This window comes from Streptomyces sp. NBC_01474 (genome assembly GCF_035918215.1).
GTDB classification, from domain to species: domain Bacteria; phylum Actinomycetota; class Actinomycetes; order Streptomycetales; family Streptomycetaceae; genus Streptomyces; species Streptomyces aureus.
Window position 1 is genome coordinate 5880233 of sequence record NZ_CP109449.1, and the last position, 22714, is coordinate 5902946.

24 protein-coding genes are annotated in these 22714 nt (G+C 70.9%); 12 read left to right on the forward strand and 12 right to left on the reverse strand.

Features of this window, described 5'->3' with window-relative positions:
• Positions 1-15: 15 nt before the first annotated feature.
• From OG758_RS27035 to OG758_RS27045, 3 genes are all read right to left on the reverse strand, one after another.
• The gene (locus OG758_RS27035) at positions 16-1464 is read right to left on the reverse strand and encodes an MFS transporter (protein ID WP_326712328.1); all 1449 of its coding nucleotides are present in this window, start codon (positions 1462-1464) and stop codon (positions 16-18) included.
• A gap of 145 nt (positions 1465-1609) precedes the next feature.
• On the reverse strand, positions 1610-2095 hold the full coding sequence (locus OG758_RS27040) for a MarR family winged helix-turn-helix transcriptional regulator (RefSeq protein WP_326712329.1): 486 nt from the start codon (positions 2093-2095) through the stop codon (positions 1610-1612).
• Positions 2096-2175: 80 nt separating this feature from the next.
• Complete coding sequence (locus OG758_RS27045) at positions 2176-2946, reverse strand: SDR family oxidoreductase (RefSeq protein WP_326712330.1); 771 nt, start codon at positions 2944-2946, stop codon at positions 2176-2178.
• 105 nt (positions 2947-3051) lie between these two features.
• Here OG758_RS27045 and OG758_RS27050 point away from each other — a divergent pair, with 105 nt between their 5' ends.
• The 5 genes from OG758_RS27050 (at position 3052) to OG758_RS27070 (ending at position 6168) form a co-directional block, all read left to right on the forward strand.
• Positions 3052-4020 (forward strand): sigma factor, encoded by a 969-nt coding sequence (locus tag OG758_RS27050; RefSeq protein ID WP_326712331.1) that lies wholly within the window; start codon positions 3052-3054, stop codon positions 4018-4020.
• Between the two features lie 80 nt (positions 4021-4100).
• Entirely contained in the window at positions 4101-4541 is a 441-nt protein-coding gene (locus OG758_RS27055) for a helix-turn-helix transcriptional regulator (RefSeq protein ID WP_326712332.1), read from the forward strand.
• A gap of 109 nt (positions 4542-4650) precedes the next feature.
• Positions 4651-5079 (forward strand): helix-turn-helix domain-containing protein, encoded by a 429-nt coding sequence (locus OG758_RS27060; RefSeq protein ID WP_326712333.1) that lies wholly within the window; start codon positions 4651-4653, stop codon positions 5077-5079.
• A gap of 28 nt (positions 5080-5107) precedes the next feature.
• On the forward strand, positions 5108-5698 hold the full coding sequence (locus tag OG758_RS27065; RefSeq protein WP_326712334.1) for a hypothetical protein: 591 nt from the start codon (positions 5108-5110) through the stop codon (positions 5696-5698).
• A gap of 128 nt (positions 5699-5826) precedes the next feature.
• Positions 5827-6168 carry a DUF2516 family protein gene (locus OG758_RS27070; RefSeq protein ID WP_116512297.1) on the forward strand — a complete coding sequence of 114 codons (342 nt, stop codon included), beginning with the start codon at positions 5827-5829 and terminating at the stop codon, positions 6166-6168.
• Between the two features lie 44 nt (positions 6169-6212).
• Here OG758_RS27070 and OG758_RS27075 read toward each other — a convergent pair whose 3' ends face one another.
• From OG758_RS27075 to OG758_RS27085, 3 genes are all read right to left on the reverse strand, one after another.
• Positions 6213-7511, reverse strand: a complete 1299-nt coding sequence (locus OG758_RS27075) for a PP2C family protein-serine/threonine phosphatase (RefSeq protein ID WP_326712335.1) — start codon at positions 7509-7511, stop codon at positions 6213-6215.
• A 272-nt stretch (positions 7512-7783) separates the two neighbouring features.
• Entirely contained in the window at positions 7784-8821 is a 1038-nt protein-coding gene (locus tag OG758_RS27080) for a C40 family peptidase (protein WP_326712336.1), read from the reverse strand.
• A 247-nt stretch (positions 8822-9068) separates the two neighbouring features.
• On the reverse strand, positions 9069-9863 hold the full coding sequence (locus tag OG758_RS27085) for a class I SAM-dependent methyltransferase (protein ID WP_326712337.1): 795 nt from the start codon (positions 9861-9863) through the stop codon (positions 9069-9071).
• Positions 9864-10049: 186 nt separating this feature from the next.
• Here OG758_RS27085 and mshA point away from each other — a divergent pair, with 186 nt between their 5' ends.
• The 3 genes from mshA (at position 10050) to OG758_RS27100 (ending at position 13715) form a co-directional block, all read left to right on the forward strand.
• The gene (mshA, locus tag OG758_RS27090; RefSeq protein WP_326712338.1) at positions 10050-11399 is read left to right on the forward strand and encodes a D-inositol-3-phosphate glycosyltransferase; all 1350 of its coding nucleotides are present in this window, start codon (positions 10050-10052) and stop codon (positions 11397-11399) included.
• A gap of 7 nt (positions 11400-11406) precedes the next feature.
• A complete protein-coding gene (locus OG758_RS27095; protein ID WP_405656625.1) occupies positions 11407-11901 on the forward strand; it encodes a YbjN domain-containing protein in 495 nt (164 codons plus the stop codon).
• 140 nt (positions 11902-12041) lie between these two features.
• Positions 12042-13715 (forward strand): glycoside hydrolase family 55 protein, encoded by a 1674-nt coding sequence (locus OG758_RS27100; protein ID WP_326712340.1) that lies wholly within the window; start codon positions 12042-12044, stop codon positions 13713-13715.
• Positions 13716-13732: 17 nt separating this feature from the next.
• Here the strand turns inward: OG758_RS27100 and OG758_RS27105 are convergent, their stop codons facing one another.
• The gene (locus OG758_RS27105; RefSeq protein WP_326712341.1) at positions 13733-15007 is read right to left on the reverse strand and encodes an MDR family MFS transporter; all 1275 of its coding nucleotides are present in this window, start codon (positions 15005-15007) and stop codon (positions 13733-13735) included.
• Between the two features lie 211 nt (positions 15008-15218).
• On the opposite strand from OG758_RS27105, the gene OG758_RS27110 reads away from it, so the two are divergent.
• The gene (locus tag OG758_RS27110; protein ID WP_326712342.1) at positions 15219-15980 is read left to right on the forward strand and encodes a phosphoglyceromutase; all 762 of its coding nucleotides are present in this window, start codon (positions 15219-15221) and stop codon (positions 15978-15980) included.
• Between the two features lie 89 nt (positions 15981-16069).
• Here the strand turns inward: OG758_RS27110 and OG758_RS27115 are convergent, their stop codons facing one another.
• Positions 16070-16249: a hypothetical protein gene (locus OG758_RS27115; RefSeq protein WP_326712343.1), complete on the reverse strand. Its 180-nt coding sequence runs from the start codon at positions 16247-16249 to the stop codon at positions 16070-16072.
• A 187-nt stretch (positions 16250-16436) separates the two neighbouring features.
• The gene (locus OG758_RS27120) at positions 16437-16643 is read right to left on the reverse strand and encodes a hypothetical protein (protein ID WP_326712344.1); all 207 of its coding nucleotides are present in this window, start codon (positions 16641-16643) and stop codon (positions 16437-16439) included.
• A gap of 200 nt (positions 16644-16843) precedes the next feature.
• Here OG758_RS27120 and OG758_RS27125 point away from each other — a divergent pair, with 200 nt between their 5' ends.
• Entirely contained in the window at positions 16844-17095 is a 252-nt protein-coding gene (locus OG758_RS27125) for a YozE family protein (RefSeq protein ID WP_326712345.1), read from the forward strand.
• 73 nt (positions 17096-17168) lie between these two features.
• Entirely contained in the window at positions 17169-18143 is a 975-nt protein-coding gene (locus tag OG758_RS27130) for a magnesium transporter CorA family protein (RefSeq protein WP_326712346.1), read from the forward strand.
• 70 nt (positions 18144-18213) lie between these two features.
• Here the strand turns inward: OG758_RS27130 and OG758_RS27135 are convergent, their stop codons facing one another.
• The 3 genes from OG758_RS27135 to OG758_RS27145 form a co-directional block, all read right to left on the reverse strand.
• Positions 18214-19497: a serine hydrolase domain-containing protein gene (locus OG758_RS27135; RefSeq protein ID WP_326712347.1), complete on the reverse strand. Its 1284-nt coding sequence runs from the start codon at positions 19495-19497 to the stop codon at positions 18214-18216.
• 196 nt (positions 19498-19693) lie between these two features.
• Positions 19694-19912: a hypothetical protein gene (locus OG758_RS27140; RefSeq protein ID WP_326712348.1), complete on the reverse strand. Its 219-nt coding sequence runs from the start codon at positions 19910-19912 to the stop codon at positions 19694-19696.
• Positions 19913-20069: 157 nt separating this feature from the next.
• Entirely contained in the window at positions 20070-21503 is a 1434-nt protein-coding gene (locus tag OG758_RS27145; RefSeq protein ID WP_326712349.1) for a purine-cytosine permease family protein, read from the reverse strand.
• Between the two features lie 169 nt (positions 21504-21672).
• On the opposite strand from OG758_RS27145, the gene OG758_RS27150 reads away from it, so the two are divergent.
• Entirely contained in the window at positions 21673-22581 is a 909-nt protein-coding gene (locus tag OG758_RS27150; RefSeq protein ID WP_326712350.1) for a LysR family transcriptional regulator, read from the forward strand.
• The last annotated feature ends 133 nt before the right edge of the window (positions 22582-22714 follow it).

Sequence of the window (22714 nt, forward strand, 5' to 3'; positions counted from 1 at the left end):
GACAGGGGATGCGGGTCAGGCCGTCGTCGTGCGGGGGCCGCGCAGCACCCCGTACGCGATCACGAACGCGGCGACGAGCAGACCCGTACCGACCGTGAAGGCCAGGTGGTAGCCGCTGGTGAGGGCCTCGGCGCGGGTGCCGCCCTGTGCGGTGAGCGAGCGGGTGCGGGACGCGGCGAGCGTGGAGAGCACGGCGACGCCGACGGCCATGCCGATCTGCTGGGTGGTGTTGAAGAGACCGGAGGCGAGCCCGGCGTCGGCCTCGTTCGCCCCCGACATGCCGAGCGAGGTCAGCGCGGGCAGGGCGAGGCCGAAGCCGGCCGCGAGGAGCATCACCGGGAGGATGTCGGTGGCGTAGTGCGCGTGCACGGGGACCCGGGCGAGGAGTCCGAGTACGCCGATGAGGAGCGCGATCCCGGTGAGCAGCACGTTCCGTTCGCCGAATCGGGCGCCCAGACGGGCCGAGACGCCGAGGGAGACCGCGCCGATGACGGCGGCCGCGGGGAGCATGGCGAGGCCGGTCTCCGCGGCGCCGTAGCCGAGGACCTGCTGGAGGTAGAGAGCGACCAGGATCTGGAAGGAGAACAGCGCGGCCACCATCAGCATCTGGACCAGGTTCGCCCCGGCGACGCTGCGCGAGCGCAGGATCCGCAGCGGCATGAGCGGCGTACGGGCCCTTGCCTGCCGGACGAAGAACCCGGCGAGCAGGAGCGCGGCGACGGCCCCGGTCCCGAGCGTGCGCGCCGAAGTCCAGCCGTACTCCTCGACCTTGACGACGGAGTAGATCCCGAGCATCAGGCCGCCGGTGACGAGCAGCGCGCCGGCGGTGTCGGCACCCGCCCTGAGCCCGAGGCCTCGGTCGCGGGGCAGGGCGGGCACGGCGACCGCCAGGGCCGCGAGCCCGATGGGCAGGTTGATGAAGAAGATCCAGTGCCAGCTGAGGCCGTCGGTGAGCAGGCCGCCCAAAACCTGCCCTATCGAGGCCCCGGCGGCGCCGGTGAAGCTGAACACGGCGATGGCCCTGGCGCGTTCGCGGGGCTCGGTGAACAGCGTGACGAGGATGCCGAGGCTGACGGCGGACGCCAGTGCGCTGCCGACGCCCTGGAGGAACCGCGCGGCGATCAGGACCGCGGGGCTCGTGGCCACGCCCGCCAGGAGCGAGGCCGCGGTGAAGACCGCCGTGCCCACGAGGAACAGCCGCTTGCGTCCGACGAGGTCGCCGAGTCGCCCGGCGAGCAGCAGCAGGCTGCCGAACGCGATCAGGTAGGCGTTGACGACCCAGCTGAGGCCGGCCGGGGTGAACCCCAGATCGCTCTGGATGGCCGGCATCGCCACGGTCACGATGCTGCCGTCGAGGACCGTCATCAGCATCCCCGTGGCCAGGACGCCGAGGGCCGGCCACCTGGAGCGCTGGGGGGTGAGGAGTGCCGGAAGGGCGCGGAGTGGTGCGGAAACGGCAGGCATCTGCGGTCATCTCCTGTCAAAGGGCCACTGCGGGAGCCGCTGTGGGCCAACAGGAATGACCGTAGCAGATGGTTTTGTTGCAGACTATCTTTTACGGGCGCATATGCGAGTGGGTAGGCGGTGGGTAGGCGGGCGGGGCGGGTGGCTAGTGCCGGCGTGCCCTCCGGGGTGCCGGGTGCGGGCTCTCGGGCGGGGTGGCCAGGTGGCCGTCGACCAGGCGGTTCAGCGCGCGGAGCAGAACCTCGCGCTCTGCCCCGGGGAGCGATCCGAGCGCCTCCTCGTGTACGCGGTCGGCGATCGCCTGGCTCTCCACGGCGACCTGCGCGCCCTTCTCCGTGACCGCGATGATCCGCGCCCGCCGGTCCCGCGCGGACGGGCGCCGCTCGGCGAGGCCCGCCTTCTCCAGGGCGTCGACCGTCACCACCATCGTGGTCTTGTCCATGTCGCCGATCTCCGCGAGCTGCGCCTGGGTGCGCTCCTCCTCCAGGGCGTGCACCAGTACGCAGTGCATCCGGGCCGTGAGGCCGATCTCGGAGAGGGCCGCCGCCATCTGCGTACGCAGCACATGGCTGGTGCGGTCGAGCAGGAAGGAGAGGTCCGGTTCGGTGCGGGTGGGCGCCATGGAGGTCATGAGTGCCAGGGTAGCCAATTTGATCCGTTACGGATTATCTGCAACTTGGCGCACCCTGGGCGCGCGTCCGGTGCACCCCGTCACCTGCCGACCCGCTCGCCGAGGAACGCCTCCCACGTCCGCTCGCCCCTGGCCGCACCCTCGCGCGCCAGGTTCTCCCCGGCCCGGTACGCGCGGCCCGCCTTCCCGGGGATGCGGACAGCCAGCTTCGGCCTGCGCCTGCCCTTGGCCTGGAGGTAGCCGGCGCTCAGTTCGGCCATCCCGTACACCTTGGGACCGGCCAGGTCCGGTACCAGGCCGGCCGGCTCGCCGAGTGCCAGCTCCACCAGGCGGGCGGCGACGTCGCGCGAGTCGACCGGTTCGAAGCGGAGCCCGCCCGGGACCGGGAGCACCGGCAGCTTCGTCATCTTCTCGACCACGCCGAGGACGAGGTCGTTGAACTGGGCGGCCCGCAGCGTCGTGAACGGTATGCCGGACTCGGCGACGGCCCGCTCGGCGGCCAGCTTGTTCTTGAGCCAGGCCACCGGGACCGTGTCCGCGCCGGTCACCGAGATGTGGACGAGGTGCTTCACCCCGGCCTGCCGCGCCGCCCGCACCAAGTTCCGGGTCGCCACGTCGTCGCCCTTGGGGCCGCCCGCGAGGTGGAGGACGATCTCGGTCCCCGTCAGTGCCGTCCGCAGTCCCGGGTCCCCTTCGTCGAGCAGGTCGGCGGTCACGTACTCGACGCCGTCGGCGGACTCGCGGCCGTGCCGGCTGAGCACGCGGACCGGGTGGCCGGCCTTGCGCAGCAGGGGCACGACGTGGCCGCCCAGCGTGCCCGTGCCGCCGGTGACCAGGATCGGTGCAGTCATGGCTACTCCCGTTGGTTGCGCGGACCGGGGCTTCGCGCCCCGGTCCGGGTCGGTAGGTTCTCGACGTCTGCTTCTTTGACCCGCGCCGAGCGAGGAATGTGACCGATGGACGAGAACGCGTCCCTGCCCGAGCGTTTCGAGAAGGACAGGATCCGGCTGCGCGCGGTGGCCTACCGGATGCTCGGCTCGGTGACCGAGGCGGACGACGCCGTGCAGGAGACCTGGCTGCGGCTCAGCCGTACGGCCGACGCGCACGCGGATCACGCGGATCACGAGGACGGGGAGGAGCGGGGAGACGGGGACGCGCCGGCCGGCATCGAGAACCTCACCGGCTGGCTGACCACGGTCGTGTCGCGCGTGTGCCTCAACATGCTGCGCGCCCGCGAGAACCGCCGCGAGGACCCCCTCGACGCGTACGTCCCCGACCCGGACGCCGCCCCCGAGGACGGGCGTGACCCCGAGGAGGAGGCGCTGCTCGCCGATTCGGTCGGCGTCGCCCTCCTCGTCGTACTCGACACCCTGACCCCCGCCGAGCGGCTCTCCTTCGTGCTGCACGACATGTTCGCCGTGCCGTTCGACGAGATCGGGCCGCTGATCGAGCGGACCCCGGCCGCGACCCGGCAGCTCGCCAGCCGCGCCCGCCGCCGGGTCAGGGGCGTCGCCCCGGCGCCCGGCGCCGATCTGCCGCGCAGGCGCCAGGTCGTCGAGGCGTTCCTGGCCGCCACGCGCGGCGGGAACTTCGACGCGCTGGTCGCCCTGCTTCACCCGGACGTGGTGCTCCACGCGGACCGTACGGTCGTCCCGACCCCCGAGCCCGTCGTGGTCCGCGGCGCCGCCACGGTGGCCCGCGGCGCGATGGCAGCCACGGGCCGCGCCCTGTTCACCGGTCCCGCGCTGATCGACGGCTCGGCCGGCCTCGTGATGGCCCCCGGCGGCCGTCTGCTCCTGGTGCTCGTCTTCACGGTCACCGGCGACCTGATCGCGGGCATCGACGTGATCGCGGAACCGGAGCGCCTGCGCCACCTGGACATCACCGTCCTCGACGGTGATCCGAGCGGTCCGGACGGGGAATAGGGCTGTCGGGGTTGTACGAGGAATGGAGGCCTGCGGCGAGTGGCCGGACGCGGGCGCGGGCCCGCCCGTACGCTGGCAGCGTGACGCTCGATGACCTCGTAAGGCTGCGCCGGGCCCGGGACATGATGGACCGCGACTACGCGCAGCCCCTCGACGTCCCGGCCCTGGCGCGTGCCGCGCACATGTCGCCCGGGCACTTCTCCCGCAGCTTCCGGGCGGCCTTCGGCGAAACCCCGTACAGCTATCTGATGACCCGCCGTGTCGAGCGGGCCAAGGCGCTGCTGCGGCGGGGCGATCTGAGCGTGACGGAGGTCTGCTTCGAGGTCGGCTGTACGTCACTGGGGTCGTTCAGTTCGCGTTTCACCGAGCTGGTCGGCGAGACCCCGAGCGCGTACCGGGCCCGCAGTCACGAGCCGGGCGCGGTCATACCCGCGTGCGTGGCCAAGATCCTCACCCGCCCCGTCCGCAACGGACCGGCCGGGGGCGGGCACGTCATCGACGCCCAAGTCCTCGACGGATAACCGGAAACGGGCCCTCGCGCGTAGGCCTCACGCCGCCTTCCGGGTGGCATGGCGCACTTTTGCAAGCAGTCGCTTGCAATAGTTAGCAATGACGAGGCACTATCGGAACATGGCATCGCTCAACGTCGGCAATCTCGGTGAGTACCTGCGCGAGCAGCGCCGCAGTGCGCAGCTCTCGCTCAGGCAGCTCGCCGATGCCGCCGGGGTGTCCAATCCGTATCTGAGCCAGATCGAGCGCGGTCTTCGCAAGCCGAGCGCGGAGGTACTCCAGCAGGTGGCCAAGGCCCTGCGGATCTCCGCGGAGACGCTGTACGTGCGGGCCGGGATCCTCGATGCGGAGCGGGAGCGGGAAGAGGTGGAGACGCGCGCCGTCATCCTCGCCGACCCCTCGCTCAACGGGCGCCAGAAACAAGTGCTGTTGCAGATCTACGAGTCCTTCAGGAAAGAGAACGGGACCGAGGTGCAGCACGACAGGCAGGAACACCCCGCCGACGGCCCCCGCACGGCCGGGAGCAGCGGTGCCGAACCCTCAAGCTGAAGCCGATGTGATCCGGGAGGACCACGCCATGGCCATCACCGACGACCTGCGCAAGACCCTCAGCAACCCGACCCCCCTCTACTTCGCCGCCGGCACGGCCGAGCTCGCCTATCAGCAGGCGAAGAAGGTGCCCGGCATCGTGGAGCAGCTGCGCGCCGAGGCCCCGGCCCGGTTCGAGGCCGTGCGCAACACCGACCCGAAGGACGTCCAGGAGAAGGCGGCCGGCCGCGCCAAGGAGGCCCAGGCGGCCATCCAGGCCAAGGTCACCGAGGTGCTCGGCACGCTCGACACCGACCTGAAGAAGATCGGCGAGTCCGCTCAGGACCTCGCCCTGCGCGGCGTGGGCGTCGCCGCCGAGTACGCCGTGAAGGCCCGCGAGACGTACGAGAAGGTCGCCGAGCACGGCGAGGAGACCGTGCGGGCCTGGCGCGGCGAGGCGGCCGACGACATCCTCGAGGTCGCCGAAGCCGTCGAGCCCGCCGCGGAGCCCGTGGCCGGCGAGCCGGCCGCCGCGAAGCCCGGGCCGGCCGAGGCGTCCGTCAAGAAGCCGGAGGCCGTGAAGAAGGCCCCGGCCAAGAAGACGACGACCGCGAAGAAGACCGCGCCCTCCGGCAAGTAGCGGCACGGCGGGGTGAACAGAACGGTACGGAACGTACTGAGGGGCGGGCCGGGCACTTACCGAGTGTCCGGCCCGTTCACCGGGTACGGTGACCGCGTAGGACTGACCTGACTCGGGTGGTGGGCGTTGTGCTGATGTCGGCTTTCGGCGGCTTGATGTGGCTGCTCTACACCGCCATGCTCGTGCTCGCGGTGGTTGCTCTGGTGATGGCGGCGTTCTCGCGCGAGGACGCGTTCCGTGCGGCGGACAAGCAGAACAAGATGTTCTGGCTGATCATCCTCGGTATCGCGGTCGCGGTGAATCTGCTCGTCCCGATGCTGTTCCTCCAGCTCGCGGGGCTCGTCGCGACGATCGTCTTCTTCGTGGACGTGCGGCCCGCGCTCCAGCAGGTGTCGGGCGGCGGCCGGGGCCGCCGTGGCGGCGGCTCCAGCAGTGACGGTCCGTACGGGCCGTACAACGGCGGGCGCTGAGCCCTCCGGCTCCCGGGGGCGCGGTCGCGCCCCGGGATCAGGGGCTAGTTGCCCCGGTCCAGGAGGACGACCGCCACGTCGTCCGTGAGGTCGCCGCCGTTGAGGTCGCGGGCCTCGTTCACCGTCGCGTCGATGAGTTCCTCGCCGCGCAGCCCCTCCGTGAGCCTGCGGCGCACCATGTCCACCATGCCGTCCTGGCCCAGGCGCTGCTTGCCGTCGCCGACCCGTCCCTCGATCAGGCCGTCCGTGTAGAGCATCAGGCTCCACGTCGGGCCGAGCTCGACCTGACGGCGCGGCCAGCGGGCGCGCGGCAGCAGACCGAGCGCCGGGCCGTTGTCCTCGTACGGGAGCAGCTCGGCGCGCCGCCCCGGGCGCGCTATCAGCGGCGATGGGTGGCCCGCCAGGCACAGGCCCGCGCGGCGGCCGTCGGGGGAGATGTCGACCGTGCACAGCGTCGCGAAGATCTCGTCGTCCGCCCGCTCGTGTTCGAGGACCTGCTGGAGCGTGGAGAGCAGTTCGTCGCCGCACAGGCCGGCGAACGTCAGCGCCCGCCAGGCGATGCGCAGCTCGACGCCGAGCGCCGCCTCGTCGGGGCCGTGCCCGCAGACGTCGCCGATCATGGCGTGCACCGTGCCGTCGGGCGTGCGGACGGCGTCGTAGAAGTCGCCGCCGAGCAGCGCGCGGGAGCGGCCGGGGCGGTAGCGGGCAGCGAAACGCAGCGGGGAGCCGTCCAGAAGCGGCGTCGGGAGGAGGCCGCGCTCCAGGCGGGCGTTCTCCTGGGCGCGCAGCCGGGACTCGGCGAGCTTGCGCTGGGCGACGTCGGCGCGCCTGCGCTCGACGGCGTAGCGCACGGCACGGCCCAGCAGTCGGCCGTCCAGCTCGTCGCGGAACAGATAGTCCTGGGCGCCGACGCGCACGGCCTCGGCGCCGCGCTCCGCGTCGCCGGACGCGGTGAGGGCGAGGACGGCGTGCCGCGGCGCGAGGCGCAGGACGTGCCGGAGCGTCTCCAGCTCGTCGGCGTCCGTGGCTGCGCCGGGCGCGGGCAGGGCGAGGTCGAGCAGGATGCAGTGGACGTCGTCGGTGAGGAGCCGCTCGGCCTCGGTGAGGTTGCGGGCGGTACGGACGCGGATCGGCTTGCCCGCCGAGTCGGTCAGTTCGGGCACGCCGAGGGAGGCGGTGGGGTCGTCCTCGATGACGAGGAGCGTCAGAGGGCCACCTCCGCCGCTCTGGGCGCCGGAGGCCGTGGGCTGCCGGGGCAGCGTGACGGGCGGCGTCGGCACTGTCGCAGCCTGACCACCTTCCACGGCCGGGATAGCTCTCTGCCGCGGTACGGGTACGGGCATCGCTCGGTTCCTTCCCTCCCCCCGAGGGCGTGGTGGAGCGAAGGATCGTCGCACCACCGACGGTGGACCTTAGCGGTAGGCGGCGTCGCAACGGAATGGTGAGAGGCAAACCGCCACTGTCATATGCCGCATCAGATAACGGAATTGGGCACGCCAAAGGGCCACCGGCGGATTCGGGGATGACGAAGGTCACGTCGGTTCACTGCAACCGGAGGCGTCGGAGTGCGGTGGGTCACGTGGCCCAGCTCACGACGACGCCCCCCCGCGGCCCTTTACGCGTCGGGGCGGACGACCCCGAGGATCGCCATCGAGCCCGCGCCCGCGATCGTGACGTTCCGCCCGGGGCGCGGCGCGTGCACGATGGCGCCGTCCCCTATGTACATCCCGACGTGGCTGGCGTCGTCGTGGTAGATGATCAGGTCGCCGGGGCGCATGTCCTTGATGTCGATGTGCTTGAGCTGCTTCCACTGCTCCTGCGAGGTCCGCGGGATCGGCCGTCCGGCCGCCGACCACGCCTGCGAGGTCAGGCCCGAGCAGTCGTAGGAGCCGGGCCCCTCGGCGCCCCACACGTACGGCTTGCCGAGCTGGCCGGTGGCGAACGCGACCGCCTTCTTGCCCCGCGCCGACGCGCTGCCCTTGATGTCCTTCAGGACCCCCGAGCTGAGCCAGGCCGTCTGCTGCTTGTACTCGGCCTGCTGCTCCAGCTCCTTCAGCCGCTCCCGCTCCTTCTTCTCGAGCTGTGACTCGAGCTTCTCGGCGGCCGCGATCTTGCTCTTGACCTTCTTCTGCGCCCGGGCCTTCTCCTTGCGGCCGGCCTCGAGCTTCTTCCAGTTCCGCGTGGCGTCCTGGGCGTAGGTCTGCAGGTCCTCCTGTGTCCGGGCCATCTCGCCCAGGAGTCCCTTGGTGGCGTGCTGCCCCTGCCGCATCCGGTCCGCGCCGTCCAGGAACCGCGAGGGGTCGTCCGAGAGCATCAGCTGCGCCTCCGGCGGCATCCCGCCGTCGCGGTACTGCTGGCGGGCCGCGGCGCCCGCGCGGGACTTCAGCCGGTCCAGCTTCTTCTGGCCGGCGACGATGTCCTTGGCCAGCTGGACGATCTGTCCCGACTGCTTCTCGGCCTTCTCCTCGGCCGCGTTGTACGCCTCCGTGGCGACGGCCGCGTCGTGGTAGAGCCCGTCGAGTTCGGCGCGGACCTGCTCAAGGTCCGTGCTTCTGTCGGACGTTGACGGCGGCGCGGGCCGCGCGGGACTCGCGTACGCGGCGCCTGGCGCCGTCAGTACGGTCAACGCGCTGACCAGTGCCACGGCCGCCATGACTGTCGTGCTCCGCCTGCTCATCGCGCTCCGCCCCCAAGCCGTGAAGACCCACCAAAACTGATTTACCGTCAGTAACTTACGGATGCCCTGGGGATGGTGCCACGCCGGCGCCGAATGTGACAGAGCCGGGCAACAACTCCCTATCCGCTCCCGGCCCGCCCCATCGGTCCCGCACGCCCCTGCCCCGCACCGTCTGACGTACGGCCCCCGGAGATCGTTCCCTCGGGCTCCGGGCGCGCCTTCGTCAGTCCCGAGGAGCCAACGCCCCCCAGGCGACCGTCACTTCACCCTGCCGCCAGCGCGCAGGCCGGTCGAGCACCGGCCAGTCCGCGCTCAGCGCCCGTGCCGTCCGGATCCACCGCTGCCGCGCCCCGTACGAGGCGTAGGGGGCGGCCGCCGCCCAGGCGCGGTCGAAGTCGCGCAGGAACGCGTGGACCGGCTCGCCCGGCACGTTGCGGTGGATCAGCGCCTTGGGGAGGCGCTCGGCGAGGTCGGAGGGGCGGTCGAGGGAGCCGAGGCGGGTCGCGAAGGTGACCGTGCGGGGGCCCTCGGGTCCGAGCGCCACCCACACGTGGCGGCGGCCGATCTCGTCGCAGGTCCCCTCGACCAGGAGCCCGCCGGGCGCGAGCCGTGCGGTCAGCCGCCGCCATACGTCGGCGACCTGGTCCTCGTCGTACTGGCGCAGCACGTTCGCGGCCCTGATCAGGAGCGGGTCGTGGGGGAGGGGCACCTCGAAGCCGCCGTGGCGGAAGGTGAGGCCGTCCTGTTCATAGGGGAGGGCGGCGGCGACCCGCGCGGGCTCGATCTCGATGCCCACCACGCGCGCGCGTGGCGCCACGGTGCGCAGCCGGTGCAGCAGCTCTACCGCTGTCCAGGGCGCGGCTCCGTAGCCGAGGTCGACGGCGACGGGGTGGTCGGCGCGGCGCAGGGCGGCGCCGTGCGTGGCAGCGATCCAGCGGTCCATGCGACGCAGGCGATTGGGGTTGGTGGTCCCGCGGGTGACCGTTCCCACGGGGCGGGACGGGGGGCGCGGGCTCATGGGTACGAGGGTATGCGCCCGCCCCGAGCGCCCCAGGGTTGAGTCCCCGCCGGTAATGATTCGGCAAAATGGAAATGGAGCGGAGACCTCCGGTGTTGGAGGGGCTGAAGGAGGGTTCGTGCCCGGGCTCCGCGCCCGCGGTTCCGCGCCCCCCAGCGTCGTGCCCGCAACAAGGAGGACCGCCACGTGAGCCAGTACGTGTCCAGGCTCCGCCGTTCCGGGGCCTCGTCCCCGCGGCTCAGGTTCCCCGGCGCGCACCGCAGACCGCGTCGCGTGGCCATGCTGAGCGTGCACACGTCACCGCTCCACCAGCCCGGCACGGGCGACGCGGGCGGCATGAACGTCTACATCGTCGAGCTCGCCAAGCGCCTCGCCGCGATCAACATCGAGGTTGAGATCTTCACGCGCGCCACGACCGGCGCGCTGCCCCCCTCCGTCGAGCTGGCGCCCGGCGTCCTGGTCCGGCACGTGGACGCGGGCCCGTACGAAGGTCTCGCCAAGGAGGAGCTGCCGGCCCAGCTGTGCGCCTTCACGCACGGCGTGATGCAGGCGTGGGCGGGCCACCGGCCGGGCTACTACGACCTCGTCCACTCGCACTACTGGCTCTCCGGTCACGTCGGCTGGCTGGCCGCCGAGCGCTGGGGCGTCCCCCTCGTGCATGCCATGCACACCATGGCCAAGGTCAAGAACGCCGCGCTCGCCGCGGGAGACACCCCCGAACCCGCCGCGCGCGTCATCGGCGAGACCCAGGTCGTCCGCGCCGCCGACCGCCTCATCGCGAACACCGCGGGGGAGGCCGACGAGCTCGTACGCCACTACGAGGCGGACGCCGCCAAGGTCGCCGTCGTCCACCCCGGCGTGAACCTGGACCGCTTCCGTCCCGCCGACGGCCGCGCCGCCGCCCGGCACCGCCTCGGCCTGCCCCAGGACGCCCTCATTCCGCTCTTCGCGGGCCGCATCCAGCCCCTCAAGGCGCCGGACATCCTGCTCAGGGCCGTCGCCGTCCTCCTCGACGAGCGGCCCGAGCTGCGCGCGCGGATGGTCGTGCCCGTGGTGGGCGGCCCCAGCGGCAGCGGTCTGGCCAAGCCGGAGGGGCTGCAGAAGCTAGCCGCCAAGCTCGGTGTCGCGGACGTCGTCCGCTTCCGCCCGCCGGTCGGGCAGGACCAGCTCGCGGACTGGTTCCGCGCCGCCTCCGTCCTCGTCATGCCGTCGTACAGCGAGTCCTTCGGGCTCGTCGCCATAGAGGCGCAGGCGGCCGGTACGCCGGTGATCGCGGCCGCGGTCGGCGGTCTGCCCGTCGCCGTGCGCGACGAGACGACCGGCTTCCTGGTCCCGGGCCACGACCCGGCGGCGTACGCGCGCCGGCTGGGCGAGTTCGCCGACCGTCCACAGCTTGTGGACAGCATGGGTGCCGCCGCCGCGGCGCACGCGCAGGGCTTCGGCTGGGACACCGCGGCCTCCGCGACGGCCGATGTGTACACGGCGGCCACCTACGAGCACCGCCACCCCCGTCACGTACCCTCGCTGCATGGCTGACAGCACCATGGCCGGCGCGGCGGCGGTCATCGAGCGGGTCCTCACCGAGGCCGAGCTCGAGTGGGAGAGCCCCGAGCCCGGCTCGTCGTACGTCGTGAAGCTGCCCGGGACGCGCAAGCTGTCGACGACGCTCTCGCTGCTCGTCGGCAAGCACTCGCTCTCGCTGAACGCGTTCGTGATCCGGCACCCGGACGAGAACGAGCAGGGCGTCCACCGCTGGCTCCTGGAGCGCAACCTCCGTCTGTACGGCGTGAGTTACGCGGTCGACCAGCTCGGCGACGTCTACCTCACCGGCAAGCTGCCCCTCGCGGCCGTCACCCCCGACGAGGTCGACCGCCTCCTCGGCTCGGTCCTGGAGGCCGCGGACGGCGCGTTCAACACGCTCCTCGAGCTCGGTTTCGCGAGCGCGATCCGCCGCGAGTACGCCTGGCGGGTGTCGCGCGGCGAGTCCACGCGCAACCTCGACGCGTTCACGAATCTGACCCAGCGCCCCGTTAAGTAGCGCTCCTCTCCTGCCGGTTGACTGTTGCGCGACCCCTTCCGCCGCAGGGGGCGCCGTGGCATGCTCGCGGCCGACGCGGACATGAACAACGTTCATGTCTTTGAACGTCCTCGAACTGAATCGTGCGGAGGGTGGCGACGGTGGAGAACCTCAGCAGACGCGGGTTGTTGGGCAGCGCGATAGCGGTGGCGGCCGTGACGGTGACGGGAACCGGCGCGCGGGCCGCCACGGCACACTCCGGTGAAGTCCCGTCCGTCTGGCGCGAGTTCACCCGCACCCCCTACACGCACCCGCAGATCCCGTACGTCGGACGGGCCGGATACCGCGGGGGCCGGCAAGGCTTCGCCCGCCCCCGCGTCGTCGCCGACGTCGTGCGCGACTACGGCGCGCGCCCCGACGGCTCGGCCGACGCCGCCCCCGCGATCAACCGTGCCCTCGCCGACGCCGGACGGGCCGGCGGGGGCACGGTCCACCTGCCCCCGGGCACGTACCGCATCGACGACCTCATCCGCATCGGCCACTCCGGCGTCGTCCTGCGCGGCGCGGGCAGCACCCGCACCAAGCTGTACGCGACCCGCAGCCTCACCGAACTCGTCGGCGTCTACGGCTCCCGCTACGGCGGCGACAAGTCCAGCTGGTCCTGGGCGGGCGGCCTGATCTGGCTCTGCCCCGAGGACCGCTTCCGCACCCTCACCGACGCGATCAGGGCGAAGGCCTGGCCCTTCGAGGGCTGGACGGGCAACAAGCGCGACGAGTGGGACACGCTGACGGCGGTCGAGCCCGCCGCCCGCGGCTCCTGGTCGGTGACCGTCGCGGACGCGTCCCGCCTGTCCCGCGGCGACCTGGTCCTCCTGCGCCTCGCCGACGACCCCGGCCACACCCTCCTCGAACACATGGCGGGCGGCGGCGCGGGCCCCGAGGCGTACTTCTGGGACGACAAGACCAAGCTGACCTCGTACGTGCCCTACGAATGGCCCGTACGGATCGCCTCCGTGCACGGCCGCCGCGTCACCTTCGAACGCCCGCTCCCCCTCGACGTACGCCCCGAGTGGGACCCCCGGCTGACCACGCACGTCGGCGCCCTGACCGGTTCGGGCGTCGAGGCGCTGACCCTCGAAGCCGTCGAGACCCCGCAGTCGCAGCACCTGCTCGACAAGGGCTACAACGGTGTCGCGTTCCAGTGCGCGTACGACTGCTGGGCCGACGACGTCACCGTGCGCCACGTCGACAACGGCTTCGGCCTGGTCGCCGCGTCCGCGTGCACGCTGCGCCGCACGCGCGTCGCGGGCCGCGGCTCGCACCACCCCTACTTCTGCCGCGAGGGCTCCCACGACAACCTCGTCGAGTCGTTCACGATCGAGCAGCGCACCGTCCCCGCCCCCGCGGGCACGCAGCTGCACGGCATCAACGTCGAGGGCCTGTCGTCGTACAACGTGTGGTCGCGCGGCGAGATGAAGATGGGCACGTTCGACTCGCACCGCGGCATGCCCTTCGCGAACGTGCGCACGGACATCACGGTGAACAACAACGGCCGCCACGGAGGGGACGCCTCTGCGGGACCGCTCTTCGGGGCGCGCTTCACTCACTGGAACATCCGCGTCACGAACCAGCGCGCCGGTCTGATGCGCCTCGACGGACTCGCGCCGTACAGCGCGACCGTCGCCGTCAACACGGTCCGCGAGTTCGACCAGACCGACGTCCCGGACTTCACCGGGGATCTGCATGCGCGACTGGAGCTCTACGGCGACGGGGTGTCGGACACGGTCCGGCCGCGGAACCTGTACGACGCGCAGCGGTCGTCGGCCAGGCGGTGAGCGTCAGGAGGTGAGCGTCAGGCGGTGAGTTCGGGCTCGGCCCCGGTCTTCTCGGGCCTGGGGACGGGAGTGATGGGCTGGTCGTCCGCGGGCAGCCCCCGCATCAGGATCCAGTACCCGGCCGCCGCGGCCGTCCCGATCGCCGCGCAGCCCGCCCACAGCCACCCCGCGCCGAACCGGTCGATCGTCACGCCCGACGCGAGCGGCGCGACCAGGGCCGCCACCGACCACGACATGGAGTACATGCCCTGGTAGCGGCCGCGCCCATGGGCCGGGGCGAGCCGCGCCACCAGGCCGGACTGCGTGGGCGCGTTGACCATCTCGCCGAGCGTCCACACGACGACGATCAGGGCGTACGCGGCCATCGACCCGGCGAACGCGGTGAGCGCGAAGCCGTAGCCGATGAGGAGGGAGGAGACCGTCAGGAGCCGGCCCGCGTTGCGCTTCTCGATGAAACGGGTCAGCGGGATCTGCAGCGCGACGATGACGATGCCGTTGACGGCGGCGACGAGCCCGACGTCCGAACTGCTCAGCCCCGCCTGCCCCATGACGATGGGCAGCCCGGACGAGGACTGCGTGAACACGACGGAGATGAGGAACGACAGCCCCACCATCAGCATGTACCGGCCGTCGCGCAGGACGGTCAGCATGGTCACGTCGGCGACGGGCGCCGCGTCGGGCTTCGGCTCGGCCCGCTCGGGCCGCGACTCGGGCACCTTCACGAACACCAGGACCGCGCAGGCCAGCGTCATCGCGGCCTCCAGGAGGAAGCCGGCGGTGTAGCTGGCGGCGACGAGGAAACCGGCGTAGACGGAGGAGACGGCGAAGCCGAGGTTGATGGCCCAGTAGTTGAGGGAGAAGGCCCGCACGCGGTCCTTCGGCGCGACGAGGTCGGCCATCATCGCCTGCACGGCGGGACGCGACGCGTTCGAGGCGACGCCGAGCAGGAAGCCGGTCACCGCGATCCCGGCGGGGTCACGCACGAAGGCGAGGGCGGCGACGGTCGCGGCGGTCGCGAGCTGCGCGCCGAGGAGCGTGGGGCGCCGCCCGATCCGGTCCGTGAGCACCCCGCCGATCAGCGACGCGATCATGCCGCCGAGCCCGATGAGCGCGGCGACCAGACCCGCGTACGACGCGGAGAAGTGGCGCTCGGTGGTCAGGTACAGCGCCATGAACGTGAGGACGAAGCCGCCCAGGCGGTTGATCAGGGTGCTGGTCCACAGCCACCAGAACTGGCGCGGCAGACCGGACACACTCTCGTGTGCGGCCCGTCTGAGTGCGGTGACGGACATCGGGACGGATCCCCCCTGGGGCGCGTGCGGCGTGAGTGCGGCCTGATGGGCCTGTAAGCGGCGCCGGCCATGTCCGTAACTTACGTGGGGGAGGGCGGCGGCAGCCACTCAATTGACGGTGGCCGTCAATCGTCGGCGGGACCCGCCTCCGTACCGTCCGGCCCGTGGCCGGGCGCGCAGGGCGCCGGAGGCTTGGATTAGGCTCAGAGCCATGGCCGACGCACCGTACAAGCTGATCCTCCTCCGCCACGGCGAGAGCGAATGGAACGCGAAGAACCTGTTCACCGGTTGGGTGGACGTCAATCTCAACGAGAAGGGCGAGAAGGAGGCAGTCCGCGGCGGTGAGCTGCTCAAGGACGCAGGCCTGCTCCCCGACGTCGTCCACACCTCGCTCCAGAAGCGCGCGATCCGCACGGCCCAGCTGTCGCTGGAGGCCGCGGACCGCCACTGGATCCCCGTCCACCGCTCCTGGCGCCTGAACGAGCGGCACTACGGTGCGCTCCAGGGCAAGGACAAGGCGCAGACCCTGGCCGAGTTCGGCGAGGAGCAGTTCATGCTCTGGCGCCGCTCGTACGACACCCCGCCGCCGGCGCTGGCCCGCGACGCGGAGTACTCCCAGTTCGACGACGCGCGCTACGCGACCCTCCCGCCGGAGCTGCGCCCGCAGACGGAGTGCCTCAAGGACGTCGTCGTCCGCATGCTCCCGTACTGGTTCGACGGCATCGTCCCGGACCTCCTGGACGGCAAGACGGTCCTGGTCGCGGCCCACGGCAACAGCCTGCGCGCCCTGGTCAAGCACCTCGACGGCATCTCCGACGCCGACATCGCGGGCCTGAACATCCCGACGGGCATCCCGCTGTCCTATGAGCTCGACGCGGACTTCAAGCCCCTGAACCCGGGCGGCACGTACCTGGACCCGGACGCGGCCGCGGCGGCGATCGAGGCGGTCAAGAACCAGGGCAAGAAGAAGTAGCTTTCACGATCATGCCCCTGAGTCGCGCATACGGCGCGACTCGGGGGCATTTTCATGGCCTGGAACCTCTCGGGGACCTCGCTGGGCCCTCAGCCCCTCGGGTCCTGTGGTCGCAGCGCCCGCCCGAGAGTCTTCCGCGCGCGGTCCCGGCTGCTGGGCAATGTGGGTTCGGCCTCGTAGGCGTGCTTCGACGACAGAGCCGTCGGGGTGCCTTGGGAGTCCCAGTACTCCGTGGCCAGTTCATCGAACTCTTCAAGCTTCTGACGCATCCGGACATGGGCAGCGTAGAGCGGCACGAGGGGAACGAGTGGTGTTCTTCAGGCGCCTGCAGTCGTCCGGCGCGAGCTCATGTCTCGCAAGCAACAAGAGCACGGCCTGCCCGTTTTGGCGCGCGAGCGAAGCGGGCTGCGCGCCGGACTGCCCCGCGGCGCGTGGCTGCGGGGCGCCTTGTGGGGTTCAGTCGATCGTCTCCCCGTTGTGCATACCGCCCTTGCAGAGGTTGTCCGCCAGATCGGCCATTCCGCCGCCCTGCTTGCACTGAGAAGGGGTGACGTAGGTTGCGGCACCCTGTGCGGGTGCGGTGGCGCTGGCGGCGCCTGTGAGGCCGAGTCCGGCGAGGGCTGCCGTGGCGATGAGGGCGGGGAGGACTCGTCGAATGCGCATTTGGTTCCCCTTTCACGGATTGTCCCGGTTGGGGCACTAATCAGCTTAATCGCCATGTGGACGGCACGTCATGTTGCGGCATTGGGGTGACAGTGCTGTCGGGTGCGGGGTCGGTGACGCGACCCGTCGGACAGGCCCTGACACGGTGCGCGGCGACCACCGGGAGCTGCCCACGAACGCGGCGGCGGCAGGATGCGGTCATGCCCAAGCCGGCAAGTTTCACTGCCTGGTTGAAGACCCGCACCGATCAACACAACGCCATCGGGGATCTCGCTCGGGATGTCTCCGCTGATCCCGACTGGCCCTCGCGCAAGGGGCGGCAGGGTCGGCTCGACTACCTGGAGGAGGAGTGCGGCGCCGTCAGGGCAGCTATTGAGGCACTCGACCGTGCATGGGATCAGTACGAGGCGTACATCTCGTCACCCGTCCGGTCCGCACGGTGCGGCACATGACTGTGTCCGAGTGCGGAGCTGCCGGACCGCACTCACGCTGGGACCCTCGGAGTCGTAACCAACGGTGAGGGCCATGATCGTAACGATGGTGTCGATGCCAGAGGTGACCGTCACCCGTACGGACGTGTCCGAGGCACGTGAGCGGCTCGCCACGGCCCGATTTCTGATCGTCGACGTCGAGTTGCCGGAAGAAGCGCCGGCGGATGATGAGGGTGTGGCCCGTCAGCTCGGCCTTGAGGCTGACGACCTGGACTGGTTCGGCAGGAAGGACGAGCCCGCGCGGGCCGATTTCCTGGGGGAGAAGGCCGGCTTCGTCGTGCCCGTGATCCACGACGACCGGGTCGCTTACATCCACGCGCTGGTGACCGAGCAGTTCCTGGTCACCGTTCACCGTGGCCAGGCGGGCCTGGCGTCGAACATCTCCGCGCAGCTCCGGCACGAGAGACCCCCGGACGTCGTCGCGGTGCTCTTCCTGCTGCTCCAGGGGGCGCTGGCGACCTTCCGCCGGGCCGCCGTTCAGGACCTGCTGCTGACGGAGGAACTCGAGGACGACATGTTCCAGAAACGGCGCCCCGAGCAGGTCTACCGCCTGTCGAAGCTGCGACGGCGCTCCGCCCTCCTGCACCACTCGCTGCTTCCCTACCTTCAGGTGGTGGACGAGGTCTTCACCCGCCGGATGCTGAACCCCAACTTCCCGGAGGAGCGGCAAAGACTCGCCCAGGAGTTCCAGCACGCGGCGAGGCTGGTCCTGGCGCATATCGAGTCCCTCCAGGATGCCTCCCGTCGTGCTTTCGCCAGCTACTCCTCCCTCGCCGCGGGCGAGCAGAACGGCGTGATCAACCGGCTGGCCATCGTGTCGACGATCTTCCTGCCGCTGACGTTCCTGAGCGGATTCTTCGGCATGAACTTCACCTACCTGACCGACGAACTGGAGAGCAAGGTCGTCTTCTGGCTGCTCGCCGTGGGGCTTCAGGTGGCCGTCCTGTTCGTGGCCTTCTACGTCCTGCACCGCACCCGCATCTGGCGGCGGCTGCGGGACGAGGACTAGGGCGAGGGCTGGGACCGGGGCTGGGACCGGCCGGCCGATCACATGAGCCGGGCCGGGGATTGAGGGTCCGTCACCGCGCCGCAGGCTGGGCCGGCAGGTTGAAGACGTTGTCCGGAGAGATGATCTTGGTGATCGCCTGGCCGAAGAGGGTGCTCGGCTCCGAGTTGTCGTGGTTGATGTCCGTGTTCAGGACCACCACGAGCGTCGCCTTGGCCGACGGCAGGTAGATCGTCAGGGACTCGTAGCCCGGCAGGGAGCCGTTGTGGCCTATCCAGCCCTGGACGTTGAAGATGCCGAGGCCGTAGCCCGCACCCGGGATCGTGGTCTTCGGGGTGATGAGGCGCTGCTTCTGCGTGGCGGGGCTGATCATCGCGTCACCGTTGGGGAACGTGCCCGTGGCGACCGTGGGTGCCCAGATGCGCAGGTCGTTCAGCGTGGAGATCATCGCGCCTGCCGCCCAGCCCCAGGACGGGTTCCAGTCGACCGTGTCCTCGACCTTCCCGCTCGCGGTCTGGTTCGTGTAGCCCTGCGAGCGCGGCTCCGGGAACTCGTTGCCGGTCGGGAACAGCGTCTGCTTCATGCCGGCCGGGGTGAGGATGTTGTCCTGGATGTAGTCGTGGAGCGGCCGGCCGCTCTCCTTCTCGACCACGAGGCCGAGCAGGATGAGGTTGGTGTTGGAGTAGTAGAACTGCTTGCCCGGCTCGAACAGCACGGGGTGCTTGAACGAGTAGCCGAGGAGCTGCTGCGGGGTGAACGGCCGCTCCGGATTCGACGTCAGCGCCTTGTAGAAGTCGTCGTCCGCCGAGTAGTTGAAGAGTCCGCTGCGCATCTCGGCGAGCTGACGGATCGTGATCCTGTCCCCGTTGGGGACGCCGTCGATGTACTTCCCGATCGGATCGTCGAGGCCGACCTTCTTCTCGTCGACCAGCTGCAGTATCGACGTCACGGTGAAGGTCTTGGTCTCGCTGCCGATACGCATGTGCAGGTCGGGCGACATCTTCTGGCCGGTGCTCTTGTCGGCGACGCCGAAGGACTTCACGTACTCGCCCTTGTCCGGCGTCCACACCCCGACGGTCACACCCGGGACGTCCGCCTCGGCCATGACCTTCTGCACGGCGGTGTCGAGCTCCTTCTCCACGGCAGGAGTGAGCTTCTGAACCTGACCCGGGGTCGCCGACCCGGAATCGGACGGTGAGGGCGGGTCGGCGGCGCGGACGAAGGAGGCGGAGCTGGAGCCGGCGGACACGGAGGCCGGCGTGGCGAACGCGGGCCCACCCGCCATCGGCACCGCGAGCGTTCCCACCGCTACGGCGGTCACAGCCCCCTTGCGCAATCCCCGGGTCGAATGCGTCATGAGCTGACTCCAACCATGTGAGGAGGAACCCACAGGAAGAACCCAGACCATCGTAGGGCGGGGCCTCATGCACCGCCTCTCCAGCCACCACAGCCCCTGCGGTCACTGAGGTCAGCGCGGGTCAGTGCCTCTCCAGCAGCCCCGTTCAACGCCACCACCGCGCGGCCCGAAATGCTGATCGGCGGACCCGGCCCCGTCAGTCGACCCCACGCAGATAGACCTGGCTGGTCCGCGCATCGAGGGGATGCACCGTCACCTCAAGGGAGTTCAGCTCGCCGGCGCAGGGCGCGCACACGGGTCCGCTGCGGACGCCGGCAAGCGTCTCCGGCTCCTTGAGCCCGAGGTGCGCGAACGGCGTCATGGGCTTCACCGACTGCTGCAAGGGCGGGGCGACAGCGGTTGCGTGAACGGGCATGGTCCCGGACGAACGGATGGGCCCTGTCATTCGACAAGGCCCATCCAACCAACGGATTACTGCGCGCAGTGGCTGCGCCCCGGGCGCCGTGCGTCGTTGAGCTGACGTTGTCGCCAGGCGAGGCGTTGTTCGTGGTGCGCCGCTGGGCAAGCCGCGGTCACGCCGTCGCAGAAGCGGACTCCGTCGCCGTCGTCTCGGCCTCCGTCACCGCGGTCCCGCCCCGCATCGCCACCCGGCGCGCCCACACGTAGTACACGGGCGCCGTCACCAACAGGCCCACGAGCCATGACAGGTCCGCGCCGCCGAGCGGGGCGACCAGCGGGCCCGTGTACAGCGACGTGGCGACGAAGGGGAGTTGGACCGCGATGCCGATCGCGTACGAGGTCAGGGCCACCGGGTTGAAGCGGCCGTAGCGCCCGCCGTCGGGCGCGAAGAGGTCGCCGAGCGCGTAGCGCCCGCGGTGGACGAGGTAGAAGTCGATGAGGTTGATCGCCGTCCAGGGGACGAGGACGACGAGCAGGACCAGTACGAGGTTCACGAAGCTGGAGACGAAGTCGCTGGACAGCGCCGTCGCGATGAGGAGCGCGCCCACGAGGACCACCGCGGAGACGACGCCGCGTGCCCTCTGGCGCGGGGTCCACGCGGGGCGGAAGGTCTGGCAGATGGTGATCAGGGACAGCACCGCGCCGTAGAGGTTGAGCGCGTTGTGGTTGATGACCGAGAAGAGGAAGAGGAGCAGCACGACCGGGCCGAAACCACCCGCCGCGCTGTCGAAGCCCGCCACCGTGTCGTCCGTGCCGGGCGACGCGAGGCCGATCACCGTGCCCGCGAGGAATGCCAGAGTCGAGCCGAGACACGAACCCCAGTACGTGGCCCAGAAGGTCGACGCCGTACGGACGGTGCGCGGCAGGTAGCGCGAGTAGTCGGAGACGTACGGGGCGAAGGCCAGTTGCCACAGGGCGCTCAGTGACACCGTCGCGAGCCAGCCCGCGCACGTGAAGGAGCCCGTGGAGAAGAAGCCGTCGGGCAGGCCGCGCGCGACCACCACGGCGAGGCCGACCAGGATGCCCGCCCCGAGCACCCATGTCGCGATCTTGTTGAGGGTGTGGATGAGGCGGTAGCCGACCCAGCAGATCAGCGCCGAGCCGAGCGCCCCCAGCACGATGCCCGCGTCGACCGGCACGGCGGGCGCGAGGCCGTGCAGCGACTTGCCCGCCAGGATGATGTTCGAGGCGAAGAAGCCTATGTACATCGCGGCCGCCACGACCACGATGAGCAGCGCGCCCACGCTGCCGAACTGCGCCCGGCTCTGGATCATCTGCGGGACGCCGAGCTGCGGGCCCTGCGCCGAGTGCAGTGCCATGAAGACGGCGCCGACGAGCTGGCCCACCAGGATCGCCGCGACGCTCGACCAGAACGACTGGTGGAAGACCTGCACGCCCATGGCGCCGGTGACCAGCGGCAGCGGCGCGATGTTCGTGCCGAACCACATGGTGAACAGGTCACGGACGCGGCCGTGGCGCTCGTTCTCGGGGACATGGTCGATGGTGTGCTGCTCGACGGCCGGGGCCGCCTCGGGTGTGGCGGGCATACGGACTCCCTGTCCGGAAAACGAGGGGGCGGGCGGGGGTGTTCGGGCGTGCGGGTTGGTTGGGGAGTCTCGCCACCCTCGCGATCCCCGGTCAAACATCGATTTCCCGGGGGTTACATCTGTTTTCGAGATGCAGACAGCTCGCAGGCGCCCGGGGCACAATCCCGCCATGGCCAAGGACGCGAACTTCACCCTCGTGCAGCTGAGGTACTTCCTCGCCGCCGCCGAGCTCGGCAGCATGACCGCCGCCGCGCACCGCATCAACGTCTCGCAGTCCGCGGTCTCCACCGCCGTGCACCACCTGGAGCGCGAGCTCGGCGTGCAGCTCCTGATCCGCCGGCATGCGAAGGGCCTGGAGCTGACGGCCGCGGGGGAGCGGTTCCTGCACGAGCTGCGTGGCTTTCTCACCCACGCCGACGAACTCGCCGAATCGGCCAGGAGCCTGGGTGCCGACCTCGTGGGCGAGCTGGCGGTGGGCTGTTTCCAGACGCTCGCCCCGTTCTATCTGCCGCGCCTGCTGCGGGAGTTCGGCGAGCGTCAGCCCGCCGTACGCGTCGAGGTCGTCGAGGGCGACATCCCGGCCGTGCAGGAGAGCCTGCGCACGGGCGCCTGCGAACTGGCATTGCTCTACGACATGGATCTCGACGCCGACATCGAGTGCGAGGTCCTCGCGATGGCCCCGCCCTATGCCCTGGTCCCCGAGGGGCACCGGCTCGCGGGCGGCGGCCGGGCCCGCCTCGCGGACCTCGCGGACGAGCCGATGATCCTGCTCGACCTGCCCGCCAGCCGTGACTACTTCCGCTCCGTCGCCACCAAGGCCGGTGTCGAGCCGCGCATCAGCCACCGCACGAGGAGCTACGAGACCGTGCGCGCCCTGGTCGCCGCCGGATACGGCTGGTCGCTGCTCAACCAGCGGCCCGCGCACGACCGCACGTACGACGGTTCGAGCGTCGTCGCCCTGCCGCTCGCCGACCCGCTGCCCGCGCTCCCCGTCGTCCTGGCGAAGCTGCGCGGGGTCCGGCTGACGGGCCGCGCGCAGGCGTTCGCGACGGCGTGCCGCGAGGCGCTCAGATCCTGAGAGCCCAGCTCAGGACGGCACCGCGGAAAGCATCTCCAAAACAGATCCAGTAACACGAAAAGATCTGTTGTACGGATGCAGGCTTCCCCTCGCATAGTGGTCGCACCACAGCCCACTCGCTCCGAGGGAGGCC